Genomic DNA, 15,943 nt, shown 5'->3' on the forward strand with positions numbered 1-15,943 from the left:
ATACTTGGCGATCTCGCGGTTGATCTTCTGCGCCGCCGGCTTGCCGCCCTGGCTCTTCCAGAGCTGGCCGCGGTAGTTGAGGTCGTAAGCGACGATCGTGCCGTATTTGTGGGCCGCCTTCACCGCCTCGATCACCACTTCGGCGGTGTTCGAAGCCAATGCAGCGAAGATGCCGCCAGTGTGGAACCAGCGCACGCCTTCTTCGCCGAACAGCTTGTCCCAGTTCACTTCACCCGGCTTGATCTGCGACGCGGCCGAGTTGCCACGGTCGTTGCAGCCGAGCGCAGCACGCGGGCCGTAACCCTTTTCGGTGAAGTTGAGGCCGACGCGGGTGTTGCGGCCGATGCCGTCAAACTCGCGCCAAATGATGTGCGAGGTATCGACGCCGCCCTGCATGATCAGGTCTTCGGCCAGCCAGCCGACGTCGTTGACCGGCAGCGCGGTGACGACGCTGGCACGCTTCTTCCAGCACTTCTTCATGGCGCGGCAGACATTGTATTCGCCGCCGCCTTCCGACACCGCGAAGGTGCGGGTGGTGCGGATGCGGCCGAAGCCGGGGTCGAGGCGCAGCATAACTTCGCCGAGCGACACGCAATCCCACATCACTTCGGAGGCGGGACGGATTTTCAGGATTTCGTCAGCCATTGGCTTATTTCCCCCGGATTTTCTTCACGAGCGCGATGGTTTCGGCGACCTTCTTCTCGATGGCGCCGAAGTCCTTGGCCTTCAAGACGTCATTGGTAATCAGCTTGGAGCCGATACCGCACGCCACGATGCCCGCCTTGAACCACTTGGTCAGCGATTCTTCGGTCGGATCGACGCCGCCGGTCGGCATCAGCTTGGTCCACGGCATCGGGCCCTTGATGCCGGCGACAAATTCGGGGCCGCCGACGCACGAACCGGGGAACACCTTGACGATTTCGCAGCCGAGTTCCTGGGCATAGGACACTTCGGTGGCCGAGCCGCAGCCCGGGCTATAGGGAACGCCGCGACGGTTGCAGAGCTTGGCGACCTCGGCGTTCAGCATCGGGCCGACGACGAAGTTGGTGCCGTTGGCGACATAAAGTCCGGCGGTCGGCGCGTCGACGATCGAACCGACGCCCATGATCACGCTCGGATCCGCCTTCTGGAAGTGCTTGGTCACGTCCTTGAAGGTTTCCCAGGCGAAATCGCCGCGATTGGTGAACTCGATGCACTTGGCCCCGCCGTTGGCGCAAGCCTGGATCACGTTGATGCACAGCTCGACGTCGGGGTGATAGAACACAGGGATCACGCCCTGCTCTATGATCGCCGCAAGCACGGCCAAGCGGTCCTTTGCCATTCCCTTTTCTCTCCTCATTGCGCGGGCGGGTTCGCCGCGTGTTCCGTAGCACGGCCGGCCTCCCTGACGGAAAGGCAAACGCAGGCCCCGGCGGTTTCCGATAATGATACCGCTAACAATACCCTACTTCCGCCGGGGTCAAGTCCACGGGCGACGCAGACGTAAAATCGCCGCTTTCCAGCATTGACACCGGTGTCTATAACCGGTCCGGCGCGGATTTGGAAGGCCCCTTGTGCCGCGCCGGGCAGCAAAACGGCTGTGACCGCTGACAACAGGAAACCCCGAATTTCGCACCCGCCGGACCCTGAAAGGAAGCCTCAACCATGTTCCTTCAGGCCCGCTTAACATGCTTAAGTCACAGTGGCGCCAGGGAGAACCCGTTGAGTCCATCGCGCCAAAAACCGGCTGTGCCACCGTTGACCGCCGCCGAAGCGCTGCGCCTTCTGGAGCAGCATGCCCGTGAAACCCAGGACGTTCTGGCGGCCCGTACCGACGCCGGTGGCGACGTGCTCGATTATCTGGCCAAGAACGGGGCGCCAGCCACCCGCAAGGCGGTCGCCGCCAATCCGGCAACGCCGGCCCCGGCCAATCAGATTCTCGCCGACGACATCGACAAGGGCGTGCGCAAGGCGCTTGCCGGCAAGATCGGTCGGCTGTTCCCGGGCCTGCTTGCCGAGGAGCAGAAGCAGCTGCGCGACATGACCATCGCGACACTGGAAAAACTGGCCCGCGACGAAGTCAGCGAAGTGCGCGCCATCCTGGCCGAAGAAATCAAGCATCACGACTGCGTGCCCAAGTCGGTGATCGCAGCCCTGGCAAAGGATGCCGATCCGAAAGTGTCGTTGCCGGTAATAGAGTTCTCGCCAGTGCTCGACGACCGCGACCTGATCCAGCTGGTGGTGGCGACACGCGCCTCCAACATCCTGTCGGCGATTGCGCGGCGCAAAAACCTCTCGGGCGACGTTTCGGACGCGGTGGCGACGACGCTCGACATCGACGCGGTGTCGGCGCTGCTGGCCAACACCGACGCCGCGATCCGCACCAAGACGCTCGACCGCATCATCAGCCAGGCGGCGGAAGTGGCCGAATGGCATGCGCCTCTGGTGGTCCGCGCCGACCTCTCCAAGAGCGCCATCCGCCGGCTGGCTTCGTTCGTCGGCAGTGCCCTGATCGATGCGCTGGTGGCGCGCTCGGGCCTCGACGAGTCGACCAAGAAGCATCTCAAATCCAGGCTCGACGAGCGCCGCCGCACCGAAGCCGAGGCCGAAGCCGCGGTGGTGGAAGCGGCCCGCCGCGCCGGCACCCTCAACGAGGCGTTCGTCGCCGAAGCGGTGGAAGAGTGCCGCAAGGAAACGGTCGTGAAGGCCCTCGCCGTGCTCGCCAAGACCGATGAGGCCACCGTGCGCCGCGTCCTCGAAAGCCGCTCGGCCAAGGGCGCGATCGCGCTGGTCTGGCGCGCCGGCCTGTCGATGCGCGTCGCCTTCAAACTGCAGACCCAGGTGATGCGCCTCGCCGGCAAAGACCTGGTGCCGGCCCGCGGCGGCATCGACTTCCCGCTCAGCGAAGACGAAATGCGCTGGCACCTTGGCTATTTCGGCCTCACCTGAGCCTCTATCCACAAGCAGGGGTGTTCCGTTCCGCCGGCGCCTCGTGCTAAGAACTTCGTCCCCATCGGGGACCGACCCCAGGTCGCGGGCGTAGTTCAATGGTAGAACGGCAGCTTCCCAAGCTGCATACGAGGGTTCGATTCCCTTCGCCCGCTCCAAGGCTTAGCTGAGAACGAAGCCGGATTATAACAGCGGATTTAACAACCTTGTTCCGGCAGCGCGCTGGCGCTGTGATCTTGCACGTTGCGGCCGGCATGCCGGAACCGGCCCTGCGTTTGCAGAATCGGCACCGGCGCACAGCACCGTGCGGCCGATTTGGTCTTACCTGTTGGCGTTGACGCCGAACGACAGAGTCTGGTTCACCGAACGCTTGCGCAGTTCGGCGTTATGGGAACTGAAGAAGCTGACCGAGCCGGCAATCCGCGTTGCGGCCTCGATCCGCACCAATCCGGCAGTCGTGACCGACAATGCTGGACAGTACACCGAAACGGTCAAACGGTAGTCGCCCTGGTGCGGCGCGCCGATGGCGTTCACAGCACGCAACGCGAAATCCATCGCACCGCGCACAACGACGCGCAGGGCCGTACGCGAAAGTGCATATCCGCCGACGTATGTGCGTGGCCCTAATGGACAGACGGCCCGAGCGGACACGCCAATTCGAATGGCTATTTCGTGCTTAGGCGACCCGCCAGCGCAACATGCGACAGGCTCGACGCCAACGACCGGACGCCACCGGAAAACGACAGCCCTCACGCGTGATGCACCAACACCCTGCAATTTCGCGCGGTACATAGCCGCGCCCGGTGGCCCCCGACCGCAAATCAGCCCTCAATACCGGTACGACGCACCGAACAGCAGGTTGGTGCCGAACAGCTTGTAGTACTCGGGATGTTTCGGATCGCCGTTCAAATAGCTGTTCATCGGCGCATCGGTCAGGTTCTCGCCGGCAAAAGTGAAGGTGAGGTGATCACCCCAGGCATAGGAGACCTGAACGTCCATCGTGTTTTCCGGGGCGCCTTCGATTGATTGCAGCGTGCCATCGAAATTCGGCACTTCCTGCACGTAGCGGCCGCGATAGCGGTCGTTGAAGCGGAATGAGAAGCCGCCGGCCTCGTAATAGAAGGTGATATTGGCGGAGAACTTGGACAGCTCCGGAATCTGGCCGTTGGGCGAGGTGACCCAGCCGCTCGGCGTGCCGGGCGGCGGCGCCGGGATGGTCACCGAACTCGACAGATAGGTCGCCTGCGCCTGGATGCCGAAGCCGTCCAGCCAGGGATGCAGATGCGACAGCAGGAAATTGTCGCCGATAACGACGCCTTCCACGTCGCCGCCGTTGCCGTTGTCGAACGAACTGACGACGCCTTGCCACAGCGCCGGCGTGATGCCGCCGGTCAAATTCGCATACGGATGGAAGTCGACCAGCAGCGATTTGCTGTAGATGAACGACTCCAGATTCTTGTAGAACGCCTCGACGAAGACCGCCTCGCCCGGCGCGTAGTACCATTCGTAGCTGATATCGACATCGTCGGACAGCCATGGCTTCAGGGTCGGATTGGCAACGGTCCCGCTCCACGGCGTGCTGCCGAGGTCGGTCGCGCCCGCTTTGGTGAAGTCGAAATTGATGGTTGAAGCGCCGCCCATGGTATCGAAGCGCGGCCGCGCCATCGAGCGCCCGGCCCCAACGCGGAACTGCTGTTCGTCGGTGATCTGCAGGGTCAGATTGATGCTCGGCAGAACGTCCCAGTACTGGGTGTCGACGCTGAAGGGCGGGAAGGTGTTGTCGTACCAGTTCGGCCCGACATTGGTCTTGTTGTAGCCGGTGACGTTCTGGTCGGTGTGCACGAACTGCGAGCCGACGTTGCCGGTCAGCGGCAGACCGAATAGATGGGTGTCGATGCGCGCGATGATGTAGGGCGTCCACACCGTTTCCTTGATCCACCAGTCGTTGGACAACTCGTCGCCGCGCTCGAGGTACGCGTAGGCGCCGCTGGTCCAGGCCTGCTTGGTATTGATGCTGACCAAAGGCGGCAGTCCGAAGGCGCTGAGGTCGGTCGAGCCCAGGATCCAACTCGACGGGATCGCCTGCGACTCGTTCATGCTGGTCAGGGCGCCGATGCCCTCATGGTCGATGTAGTCCTTGGAGCGCATCGAATAGCCGAAGCCGACTTCGACATCGGAGAGGAAACTGCCGACTTCGCGTTTGATCGACCAGGTGGTGTCGCGGATGATGTCGGCAGACAAGATATGCTGGCCGTAGGCGGAGCCGTAGCAGGCGCCGAAGCTGCCGCCGCAGCTGCTGAAGTTGCCGGTCGCGGTGCCGTTCGGCCAGGTCGGCGGCCACCAGCCCTGCTGCCAGGTGAGGTTCTCGCCCAGTGCGATCGCCGCGTTGCCTGCCAGAGGCAGCGACCAGTTGGAAATCCCGAACATGCCGCGTTCGCCGGTCCCGGCGCTCACCGTCACCGACGAGGTGTTGGGCGTGCCGTTGGTGCCGAAGCCGTTGTAGAGCTCGATACGGGAATTGTCGCGATCGGCTTCGGAAAATCCGAAATCGCCGCGGATCGACCACCTGCCGACGGTGTAATCGACGGTGCCGCCGAACGAGTACTGCTTGGAGGTGTTTTCGTAATCGTAATTGAGCAGCTGCGGCGTGACGATCCAGCTCGAAACGCCTTGCGTCGGCGTGCCGACCTGGGTGGCGTTGCCGCAGCACGCCGTCTGCACTTCGACACCGCGAATGATGGCATGGTCGTTATAGGAGGAATAGAACGCGTCGAACGTGAACTGGAGGGCATTGACCGGCCGCCACTGCACCGTACCGATGACGGCGTTGCGGGCGAGCGTGTCGCTGCGGACCTGATCCTGCAGGCCGGTGACGACGTCGTTGGGCTCGTTGAAGCCGTAGGGGTGCTGGGAATAAATCTGGTTGGGCGCCGACATCATCGCGCCGCCGACCATGATGCCGACGGTGTCGTTGGCGAACTGATCGATATAGGAGGCGTTGATGCGTCCGCCGAGCGCCTCGGCGCCGGGCTGCAGCGATCCGCGCGTATCGTATTCGCCCTGCCCGCCGATCACCAGGGCGCTTTTGCCGTAGTCGAGCGGCCGCACGGTGGTGAGATCGACGGTGGCGATGGCGCCATTCACCAGCGCGGCGTCGCCGCTCTTGTAAACCTTCACCGCGCTCATGATTTCCGACGGGTACTGATCGAACTGGATGACGCGGTTGTTGTCGGTCGAGGCTTGCGGCCGGCCATTAAACAAGGTCGCACTCATCGATGGCGGCAGGCCGTTGACCGAGATGTCCTGCCAGTGGCCGTTGTTGTCGCGCTGGGCGGCAAGTCCGGGCAAGCGGGCGAGCGAGTCGGCGATCGAGGAATCCGGCAGTTTGCCGATGTCCTCCGCTGAGATCGCTTCGACGATATCCTGCGCCTTCTGCTTGATATCGAGCGATTGCGTGATGCTGGCCCGGAACCCGGTGACGGTGATGGTTTCGGTCTGGTCCTGCGCCGAGGCCGCCACCGCAAAGAGAAGCGCGGCGGTACTGCTGGTCATCAGCAGCGCCAAACGACGCGGAAAACGTGAAGCCACGGAATTCATTCGCGCTCTCCCTTGCTGTGTTGCTGTGTCCGATCCTTAGCGAATGCATCTTCGTCGCAAACGAGAGGGCCGGTTAAGCAACCAGGATTGCGCAAAGCCTTAGGGGGTGCCAACAAGTTGCATACGTATGCGACTCATTCTTATTCTATTTATTGATTGCTGTTGCATATTTGCCCTGCCCTTGGTTTGCACCGACCACGAATGGAAGGATTGGCGGAGCGCGCCGCTACCGATGCGGCAACGTCAAGGTGACGGCGCCCGTCAGAACATCCCTACCTTTGGAGGCGGGGCTTGCGGCTGATCCAGCCGGCGATCGCCAGCACCACCAGCATCGCCCCCACCAATCCGGCGTGGGCGGAACGCATCGCGGTTCCATGCAGCGCCGCATCGGTGAGGAAACCATACCAGCAATAGACCAGGACCGCGCCGGCGGTTGCGGCGAAGCGATGGCGATCGCTCCATCCCACGGTTCGCATTGCGGCGAGGCCCGCGCCCAGCATCGCGAGCAGAACGACGATCTGGCAGCCCGAGATCACCGGCCAGACCCAATGCCAGACGAAGACGCCCTGGCCATACAGCACCATGAAAGCCGATCCGGCGATGAAGGCGACGACCGCGATCAGCCCCGCCGGCAAGGGGCGCCGGGCCGGATTCGCTGTGCGTTTCGGCAGGACGAGCGCCAATCCCGCCACGATCAACGCTACCAGCGCGGCCGAGCCAAGCTGCTCCGGCGTCGCCCAAAAGTGGCTCGTCTTAGCCATGAATAGCGTGATCAGCACCGCAACGGCGACATAAATCAGCGCCACCACCCCGAGCCCGATCTTGCCGAGCCACGGTTCGGTCCGCTGCCGCGCGAACAGCGCTTCGGTCAGTGCCACCGGCACCAAAATGCTCCAGACGATATGGATGCCGAGCACGTAGACCGTCCATGTCACGCCGATGCCGAGACTCGGCAGATAGCCGACTTCCAGCATGTGCAGCCCGAGGAAATTACGATTGAACAGCGATTGGAGAACGATGCCTTCTTCAAGAAGGCCGTAGGTGAGCGCCAGGAACGGCATCGCCAGCCAGCCGCGGCCGCTGCGGCGGGCAATCTCGCGCACCAGTACCGCGCCGCTGCCGTAGAACGGCAACAAGATCAGCAACTGGCCGAGCTGCGCCATCGACATGCTGCCGGAGAGGTATTCGGCAATCAGCGGCGACAGCACATAGAGCGTGATAACCGGGAACAAACGCTTCATTGGGATCCGTCCTCATCGGCGCACGAGGTGCGCAAATTCAACCCTTGGCCAGGCGATCAAGCATGGCGACAAGCTGGGTCCGCTCCGCCTTGGTGAGCGGCGCGAGAAATGAGTCCTGCATTTTTTCCAGTCGCGGACCGAGGGCGGCGAACTTCGCTTTTCCCTTGGCGGTCAGCTTGACGAGATTGGCCCGGCGGTCATGCGGATCGGTGGCGCGAAACACCCAGCCCGCGGTCTCGAGCGCGTCGAGAAACAGCACCAGCGACGACTTTTCGATCTGGGCGGCCTCGCCCAACTGCCGCTGCGACAGCGGGCCTTTGTCCGCCAGCACGCCCAATATCGCCAGATGGCCGGGCAAGAGGCCGCTGCCGGCGATGGCCGCCTCGACGCCCTCGCGCAAGCGGCTTTGCGCCACATGCAGCAGGAAGCCGACGCTGGTCAGCGATGGCGATTCACGGCTGGGCCGTTCGGATCGGGGTGGAACATCAGTCACCGGGCGCGCCCTCTTGAGCAAGAGGATATTATGCCTGACTTAGATCATCTACTACTAGACATTTCGACGCCGTGGCCGCCGCCTTTGAACGGGCCGGCACCGGTAGAAATGCTGATCGCATTCCGCAAGGTCACTGCGGCGCGACTATGAACAAACTATTTCGGCAGCGTCGGGCCCGCGCTCGATTTTATATGCGCCACCGGCACATCCTTCGCATCGTTCGGAGGATGTCATGCTCGATTTATGGATGCTCGCATTCGGCCTCGGCTTCTTCGCCATCGCGGCCGGTTATGTTGCCGCCTTGAACCGGGCGTGAGGCGGCCATGAGCTTCGACTATGCGCTGGCGGGATTCGCAGCGGCCTTGATCGTCGTCTACCTCCTCATCGCCCTCGTTCGCCCAGAGAAGTTCTGACCGAGAAATTCTGACCATGAACGCGATTGTACAGATTGCGCTGTTCGCAGCGCTGGTGACGCTTAGCGTCAAGCCGCTCGGCGCCTATATGGCGGCGGTGTTCGAGGGACGGCGCACGTTGCTGACGCCGGTCTTCGCCCCGGTCGAGCGCCTCGTCTACCGCGCCGGCGGAATCGATCCGTCCGCAGAGCAGCACTGGACCCGCTATGGTTTTGCCATGCTCGCGTTCAGCGTCGCCGGGTTTTTGTTTCTCTATGCCATTCTGAGGCTGCAAGGGTATCTGCCGCTCAATCCGCAAGGCTTGCCGGGCGTTCCGGCCGATCTCGCCTTCAACACCGCCGTCAGCTTCGTCACCAACACCAATTGGCAGAGCTACTCCGGCGAAACCACGCTCAGCTATTTCAGCCAGATGGTCGGGCTGACGATGCACAATTTCGTCTCGGCGGCGACCGGCATTGCGCTCGCCATCGCGCTGATCCGCGGCTTTGCCCGGCGCGGTGCCACGCGCATCGGCAATTTCTGGGTCGATCTCACCCGCGCCACGCTCTACGTGCTGCTGCCGCTCGCTTTGGTGATGGCGCTGGTGCTGATCTGGCAAGGCGTGCCGCAGAATTTTTCCGCTTACACCGTCGCCACCACCCTGGAGGGTGCCCGCCAGACCATCGCCCAGGGCCCCGTCGCCTCGCAGGAAGCGATCAAGATGCTGGGCACCAACGGCGGCGGCTTCTTCAACGCCAATTCCGCCCACCCGTTCGAGAACCCCAACGCGCTCACCGATCTGTTGGAGCTGTGGTCAATCCTCGCCATCAGCGCCGCCCTCACCCACACCTTCGGCCGCATGGTCGGCAATACCCGCCAAGGCTGGGCCATCTTCGCAGTTATGGGGCTGCTCTGGCTCAGCGGCCAGACCATATGTACGTACGCGGAGTATCAGCCGAACCACAAGCTGACCACACTCGCCGTCGATCAATCGGGCGGCAACATGGAAGGCAAGGAGGTGCGCTTCGGCGTCACCGGCTCGACACTGTGGGCGAATGCCACCACCGACGCCTCCAACGGCTCGGTCAACGCCATGCACGACAGCTTCACCCCGCTCGGCGGACTGGTGCCGATGTTCAACATCGAACTCGGCGAAGTGGTGTTCGGCGGCGTCGGCTCCGGGCTCTACGGCATGCTGCTGTTCGCCGTGGTGGCGATGTTTGTCGCCGGATTGATGGTCGGGCGCACGCCGGAATATCTCGGCAAGAAACTCGAGGCGCGGGAAGTGAAGATGGCAATCCTCGCCATTCTCGTTACGCCGCTTGCCACGCTTGTTCCCGCCGCCATCGCCGCGGCAACGCCGGACGGCCTCGCCGGTCTCAATAACGCCGGCCCGCATGGCTTTTCCGAGATTCTCTATGCCTTCTCGTCGGCCGCCGGCAACAACGGCAGCGCCTTTGCCGGACTCTCCGCCAACACGCCGTTCTACAATCTGACGCTGGCGATCGCGATGCTGCTCGGGCGCTTCTTATGGATCGTGCCAATGCTGGCGATCGCCGGTTCGCTCGCCGCCAAGAAGATCGTGCCGCCCTCCGAAGGCACCTTCCCCACCACCGGTCCGTTGTTCGTCGGGCTGCTGGCCGGCGTCGTGGTGATCGTCGGCGGCCTCACCTTCTTTCCGGCCCTGGCCCTTGGTCCGCTGGCGGAGCAATTCGCCGCCGGCATCCTCTACTGAGATAAAGACATGACCCCGTCCAATCAGCATATGACCCGTGAGGCCGTCGTCGGTGCGGTGAAAAAACTCCATCCCCGCGCGATGGTGAAGAACCCGGTGATGTTCGTCGTGGAAATCGTCGCGACGCTGACCACGATCCTGTTCTGGCGCGACGTCTTCCTTGGCCATTTCAGTGGCTTTGCGCTGCAGATCAACATCTGGCTGTGGTTCACGGTGCTGTTCGCCAATTTCGCCGAAGCCTTGGCGGAGGGTCGCGGCAAGGCTCGCGCCGCCGCGTTGCGCGCCACCAAGATCGACATGACGGCGAAGAAACTCGCCGATCAGAAGCTGAAACTGTGGCGCGCCATTCCGGCCTGGGAGCTGGAGCGCGGCGACCTCGTGCTGGTGGAAACCGGCGAACTCATCCCGTCGGATGGTGACGTGGTGGAAGGCGTCGCCTCGGTCGATGAAAGCGCCGTCACCGGCGAAAGCGCGCCCGTGATCCGCGAATCCGGCGGCGACCGTTCGGCGGTGACGGGCGGCACCCGCGTGCTCTCCGATGCCATCGTTGTGAAGATCACCGCGACCCAAGGGTCCACGTTTCTCGACCGCATGATCGCGCTGGTGGAAGGTGCCGAGCGGCAGAAAACGCCCAACGAGATCGCGCTCAACATCCTCCTCGCCGGACTGACGCTGGTGTTCGTGTTCGCGGTCGTCACTATTCCGGCATTCGCGGCCTATGCCGGCGGCCACGTCGCGGTGCTGGTGCTGGCGGCATTGTTCGTCACCCTGATCCCCACCACCATCGGCGCACTGCTCTCGGCCATCGGCATCGCCGGCATGGATCGCCTCGTGCGCTTCAACGTGCTCGCCATGTCGGGGCGCGCGGTGGAAGCGGCGGGCGACGTCGACACGCTGCTGCTCGACAAGACCGGCACGATCACGCTGGGCAATCGCCAGGCGACGCGGTTTCTGCCGCTGCCGGGTGTCGACGAACACGACTTGGCCGATGCGGCGCAGCTCGCCTCGATGTCGGACGAAACCCCGGAAGGCCGCTCCATCGTCGTGCTCGCCAAGGAGAAATACGGTCTGCGCGGCCGTGAATTGGGACAGGCCCGGTTCGTGATGTTCTCGGCCCAGACGCGGCTTTCCGGCGTCGACATGGATACCGTTTCCATTCGCAAGGGCGCGGTCGATGCGGTGCTCGCCTGGGTCGGTCCCGCCGCCGGCGCCGAGGCGCTGAAAGCCATTGCCGATACCATCGCCAAAGATGGCGGCACGCCGCTGGCGGTGGCGAAGAACGGCACGTTGCTCGGCGTCATCCATTTGAAGGATATCGTCAAGGGCGGCATTCGCGAGCGCTTTGCGGCACTGCGGCAGATGGGCATCCGCACCGTGATGATCACCGGCGATAATCCGCTCACGGCGGCGGCGATCGCCGCGGAATCCGGCGTCGATGACTTCCTCGCCCAGGCGACCCCCGAAACCAAGCTGAAGCTGATCCGCGCGGAACAGGCGAAGGGTAAGCTGGTGGCGATGTGCGGCGACGGCACCAACGATGCGCCGGCGCTTGCCCAGGCCGACGTCGGCGTGGCGATGAACACCGGTACCATGGCGGCGCGCGAGGCCGGCAATATGGTCGATCTGGACTCGGATCCCACCAAGCTGATCGAGATCGTCGAAATCGGCAAGCAGCTGCTGATGACCCGCGGCGCGCTGACGACCTTCTCCATCGCCAACGACGTCGCCAAGTATTTCGCCATCATTCCGGCGATGTTCCTGGCGTTCTATCCGCAGCTGCAGGCGCTGAATGTGATGGGCCTGCATTCGCCCGAAAGCGCCATCCTGTCGGCAATCATTTTCAACGCCCTGATCATCGTGGCGTTGATCCCCTTGGCGTTGAAGGGTGTGCGCTACCGCCCGATCGGCGCCGCCGCGCTGCTGTCGCGCAATCTCGTCGTTTACGGCCTCGGCGGCGTGGTGGTGCCGTTCATCGGCATAAAATTGATCGATATCGCCATCACGGCAACAGGGCTGGTGTAACATGAAAGAATTCGTCCGTCCCGCGTTTGCGATGCTGATCCTCCTCACGCTTTTGACCGGCGTCGCGTATCCCCTTGCCGCCACTGGCCTTGGTCAGGCGCTGTTCCCGCATCAGGCGGGGGGCAGCCTTGTGGTCCGCAACGGCCGCGTGATCGGCTCCGCATTGATCGGCCAAAATTTCGCCAGCCCGCGTTATTTCCACGCCCGCCCGTCGGCCGCCGGCAACGGCTACGATGCCGCCAATTCCGGCGGCAGCAATCTTGGTCCCACGTCGAAGAAGATGTTCGACCGGATCGCCGCCGACGCCGCCAAGCTGCGGGCCGAAAACCCCGGCGTGCCGGTGCCGGTCGATCTCATCACCACCTCGGCGAGCGGGCTTGATCCCGATATCAGCCCGGCGGCGGCGCTGTTCCAGGTTCCGCGTGTCGCCAAGGCTCGCAACCTCGATCCGGCCAAGGTGCGCGCCCTGGTGGAACGCCATGTCGTGCCCCGCCTGGTCGGTGTCGTCGGCGAGGCCCATGTCAATGTGCTCGAACTCAATCTCGCCCTGGATGCGCTGGGCCGCTAAGATGGGGACATGAGTGACTCCCCGCGCCCTTCGCCGGAAGCCCTGTTGGCCAATGCCGACGACAGCAGCCATGGCCGGTTGAAGATTTTCCTCGGCTTCGCACCGGGCGTCGGCAAGACCTATGAAATGCTGTCGCAGGCCCGCGCCCGTAAGCTGGAGGGCTGCGACGTGGTCATCGGCGTGGTCGAAACCCATGGCCGCGCCGAGACCGACCGCCTCACCAAGGGGCTCGAGCTGATCGCCAAGCACCGCATGGCCTACAAGGGCCATGTGCTGGCGGAGATGGACCTCGACGCCATCCTGACGCGCAAGCCGCGGCTGGTGCTGGTCGACGAGATGGCCCACACCAATGTGGAAGGCAGCCGCCATCCCAAGCGTTACCAGGACGTGGAAGAACTCCTCGCCGCCGGTATCGACGTCTATTCGACGCTCAATGTCCAGCATCTCGAAAGCCTCAACGATGTGGTGGCGCGGATCACCAAGGTGCGGGTCGCGGAAACCGTGCCGGATTCGGTGCTCGACCGCGCCAATGACGTGGAGCTGGTCGATCTGACGCCCGATGACCTGATCCAGCGGCTGAAGGACGGCAAGGTCTATCTGCCCGAGACGGCGGAATGGGCGGCGCAGAATTATTTCGTCGCCGGCAATCTCACCGCGTTGCGCGAGATAGCGCTCCGCCGCACCGCCCAGCGCGTCGACGAGCAGATGGTCAATTACATGCGGGCGCACGCCATCTCGGGACCATGGGAGGCGAGCGAGCGCGTGCTGGTGCGGGTCAACGAGCGCCCCGGCGGCGTTGCGCTGGTGCGGTACGGCAGGCGACTTGCCGATCGCATTCACGCCGCCTGGACCGCGGCTTATGTCGAAACCCCGGCGGCGCACCACTTCACCGACGAGGAGCGCGACCGGGTGGCCGAGGCATTGCGCGTCGCAGTGCGGCTCGGGGGTCAGGCGGTGACCATACCGGCCAGCAACGTCGCCGACGGCATCGTCGAATACGCCCACGCCAACAACTTCACCCACATCGTCACCTCGACGACGCGGCGCAGCTGGTGGGAGACGCTGCTTCGGCGCTCCACCACCTTTGAGATCATCCGCCGTGCCGGCGGCGTCAGCGTGCACGTCGTGCCGGAACAGTTGACTGCCGCGCTGAAGGGCAAGCCGACTGCGCCGCACCGCCTGTTGCCGCAATTCGAACCGCGCGGCTATTTCGAAAGCGTCCTCTATTCGGCCGTCGCGCTGGCGGCGGGCTTCGCGCTCAAGCGCTATTTCGGTATCACCAATGTCGGCCTCGTGTTCCTGTTCGCGATCCTGGCGAGCGCCATGCGGTTCGGACTGTGGCCGGCGCTGCTGGCTTCGGTGGTGATCGTGGCGGCGTTCAATTTCCTCTTCATCCCGCCGCTCTATACCTTCACCATCGCCGATCCCGATCACGTCGTGGTGCTGGTGACGTTCGCCATCGTGGCGCTGATTACCTCCAATCTGACGGCGCGGATGCGGGCGCAGGCGATGGTGGCGCGCGAGCGGGCGACGGTGACCGAAAGCCTTTACCAGTTCAGCGCCAAGCTGACCTCGGTCTACGCCCTCGACGACCTGTTGTGGGCCACCGCCTTCCAGATGGCGCAGATGCTGAAGGTGCGGATCGTCATTCTGCTGCCCGACAACGGGCGGCTCGCGGTCCGTGCCGGCTATCCGCCCGATGACGTGCTCGACGAATCCGAGGTCGCTGCCGCCGATTGGGTTTGGCAGCACGCCACGCCGGCCGGTCGCGGCGCGGATTCGCTGCCGGGCGCCAAACGCCTCTATCTGCCGATGCGGACCGGGCGCGGCGCCGTCGGCGTGATCGGGCTCGACAGCGACAAGCCGGGGCCGCTGCTGACGCCGGACCAGCGCCGGCTGTTCGATGCCCTCGCCGATCAGGCCGCGCTCGCCATCGAGCGGGTCAAGCTCGCCGACGACATCGAGAGAAGCCGCCTCGCTGCCGAGACCGAAAAACTGCGCGGCGCGCTCCTCACATCCATCAGCCACGATCTGCGCACGCCGCTGGCGGTCATTCTCGGCGCCGCTTCCAGCCTCAAGGATCTCGAAGGCGCGCTCGATCCGGCGGCGCATCGCGAACTCGTTTCCACCATCGAAGAGGAAGGCCAGCGGCTCAACCGTTTCATTGCCAATTTGCTCGACATGACGCGGCTGGAATCGGGAGCGCTGGCGCCGCATCTCGAGGCGACCGACGTCGGCGATGTCGCCGGCAGCGCCGCCGCGCGCGCCACCCGGGTGCTGGCCGGTCACAAGCTGGCGGTGGCGATCGAGCCCGACCTGCCGCTGGTGAGGCTCGATCCGGTGCTGTTCGAACAGGTGCTGTTCAACCTGCTCGACAATGCCGGCAAATACACGCCCGCGGAAACGCCGGTATCGCTCACGGCCCGGCGCGATGGTCCCGCCATCCGGATTGAGATCAGCGACGAAGGCCCCGGCATCCCGCCGGAAGACCTCGAACGCATCTTCGACAAATTCTATCGCGTGCTGGCGGCCGACCGGAAGCGCGCGTCCACCGGCCTCGGGCTTGCCATCGCCCGCGGTTTCGTGGAAGCCATGGGCGGCACGCTCACCGCCGGAAATCGCAAGGATCGCATCGGGGCGGTGTTCACCATCACTCTTCCCATCGAGGCATCATGAACCCTTTGCGCATTCTTGTGGTCGACGACGAACCGGCCATCCGCCGCTTCCTCCACACGTCCCTCGGCTCCCAGGGCTACACCGTCGTCGATGCCGAAGATGGTCCGCAGGCCCTTGCCGAGCTGGCGCTCAATCCGGCGCCCGATGTGCTGGTGCTCGACCTCGGCCTGCCCGGCATGGATGGTTTCGAGATCATCCGCCGCGTGCGCGAGGCCGGTTCGACAGTGCCGATCGTCGTCTTGTCGGTGCGCACCGATGAGGCGGGCAAGGTCAAGGCGCTCGATCTCGGTG

Annotated in this window: 13 protein-coding genes and 1 tRNA gene; 8 read left to right on the top strand and 6 right to left on the bottom strand. The window is 64.1% G+C overall.

What is annotated here, in order from left to right; genetic code table 11:
• Both AC1P6P_RS19750 and AC1P6P_RS19755 read right to left on the bottom strand, forming a co-directional pair.
• Window positions 1-645: carbohydrate kinase family protein (locus AC1P6P_RS19750; protein ID WP_481404159.1), on the bottom strand; the 645-nt coding region annotated here is incomplete at its 3' end.
• A gap of 4 nt (window positions 646-649) precedes the next feature.
• Complete coding sequence (locus AC1P6P_RS19755; RefSeq protein ID WP_481404160.1) at window positions 650-1,321, bottom strand: bifunctional 4-hydroxy-2-oxoglutarate aldolase/2-dehydro-3-deoxy-phosphogluconate aldolase; 672 nt, start codon at window positions 1,319-1,321, stop codon at window positions 650-652.
• A gap of 407 nt (window positions 1,322-1,728) precedes the next feature.
• On the opposite strand from AC1P6P_RS19755, the gene AC1P6P_RS19760 reads away from it, so the two are divergent.
• On the top strand, window positions 1,729-2,928 hold the full coding sequence (locus AC1P6P_RS19760) for a DUF2336 domain-containing protein (protein ID WP_481404161.1): 1,200 nt from the start codon (window positions 1,729-1,731) through the stop codon (window positions 2,926-2,928).
• Window positions 2,929-3,012: 84 nt separating this feature from the next.
• Window positions 3,013-3,086: transfer RNA gene (locus AC1P6P_RS19765), tRNA-Gly, on the top strand.
• A 163-nt stretch (window positions 3,087-3,249) separates the two neighbouring features.
• On the opposite strand, the gene AC1P6P_RS19770 is transcribed toward AC1P6P_RS19765, so the two are convergent.
• The 4 genes from AC1P6P_RS19770 to AC1P6P_RS19785 form a co-directional block, all read right to left on the bottom strand.
• Window positions 3,250-3,471, bottom strand: a complete 222-nt coding sequence (locus AC1P6P_RS19770; protein ID WP_481404162.1) for a hypothetical protein — start codon at window positions 3,469-3,471, stop codon at window positions 3,250-3,252.
• Window positions 3,472-3,756: 285 nt separating this feature from the next.
• On the bottom strand, window positions 3,757-6,480 hold the full coding sequence (locus AC1P6P_RS19775; protein ID WP_481404163.1) for a TonB-dependent receptor: 2,724 nt from the start codon (window positions 6,478-6,480) through the stop codon (window positions 3,757-3,759).
• A 317-nt stretch (window positions 6,481-6,797) separates the two neighbouring features.
• Window positions 6,798-7,766, bottom strand: a complete 969-nt coding sequence (locus AC1P6P_RS19780) for a hypothetical protein (protein ID WP_481404164.1) — start codon at window positions 7,764-7,766, stop codon at window positions 6,798-6,800.
• A gap of 37 nt (window positions 7,767-7,803) precedes the next feature.
• Window positions 7,804-8,259, bottom strand: a complete 456-nt coding sequence (locus tag AC1P6P_RS19785) for a MarR family winged helix-turn-helix transcriptional regulator (protein ID WP_481404165.1) — start codon at window positions 8,257-8,259, stop codon at window positions 7,804-7,806.
• Between the two features lie 323 nt (window positions 8,260-8,582).
• Here AC1P6P_RS19785 and AC1P6P_RS19790 point away from each other — a divergent pair, with 323 nt between their 5' ends.
• The 6 genes from AC1P6P_RS19790 to AC1P6P_RS19815 form a co-directional block, all read left to right on the top strand.
• Window positions 8,583-8,672 (top strand): potassium-transporting ATPase subunit F, encoded by a 90-nt coding sequence (locus AC1P6P_RS19790; RefSeq protein ID WP_481404166.1) that lies wholly within the window; start codon window positions 8,583-8,585, stop codon window positions 8,670-8,672.
• Window positions 8,673-8,682: 10 nt separating this feature from the next.
• Entirely contained in the window at window positions 8,683-10,386 is a 1,704-nt protein-coding gene (kdpA, locus tag AC1P6P_RS19795) for a potassium-transporting ATPase subunit KdpA (RefSeq protein WP_481404170.1), read from the top strand.
• A 30-nt stretch (window positions 10,387-10,416) separates the two neighbouring features.
• The gene (gene kdpB / locus AC1P6P_RS19800) at window positions 10,417-12,408 is read left to right on the top strand and encodes a potassium-transporting ATPase subunit KdpB (RefSeq protein WP_481404171.1); all 1,992 of its coding nucleotides are present in this window, start codon (window positions 10,417-10,419) and stop codon (window positions 12,406-12,408) included.
• 1 nt (window position 12,409) lies between these two features.
• Window positions 12,410-12,976 (top strand): potassium-transporting ATPase subunit KdpC, encoded by a 567-nt coding sequence (gene kdpC, locus AC1P6P_RS19805; protein ID WP_481404167.1) that lies wholly within the window; start codon window positions 12,410-12,412, stop codon window positions 12,974-12,976.
• A gap of 9 nt (window positions 12,977-12,985) precedes the next feature.
• Entirely contained in the window at window positions 12,986-15,652 is a 2,667-nt protein-coding gene (locus tag AC1P6P_RS19810) for a DUF4118 domain-containing protein (RefSeq protein WP_481404168.1), read from the top strand.
• Window positions 15,649-15,943, top strand: a 295-nt coding sequence (locus tag AC1P6P_RS19815; protein WP_481404169.1) for a response regulator, incomplete at its 3' end; no start/stop codon positions are given. The genes AC1P6P_RS19810 and AC1P6P_RS19815, both read left to right, overlap by 4 nt.

The sequence above is a fragment of the Rhizomicrobium sp. genome, from assembly GCF_056722145.1.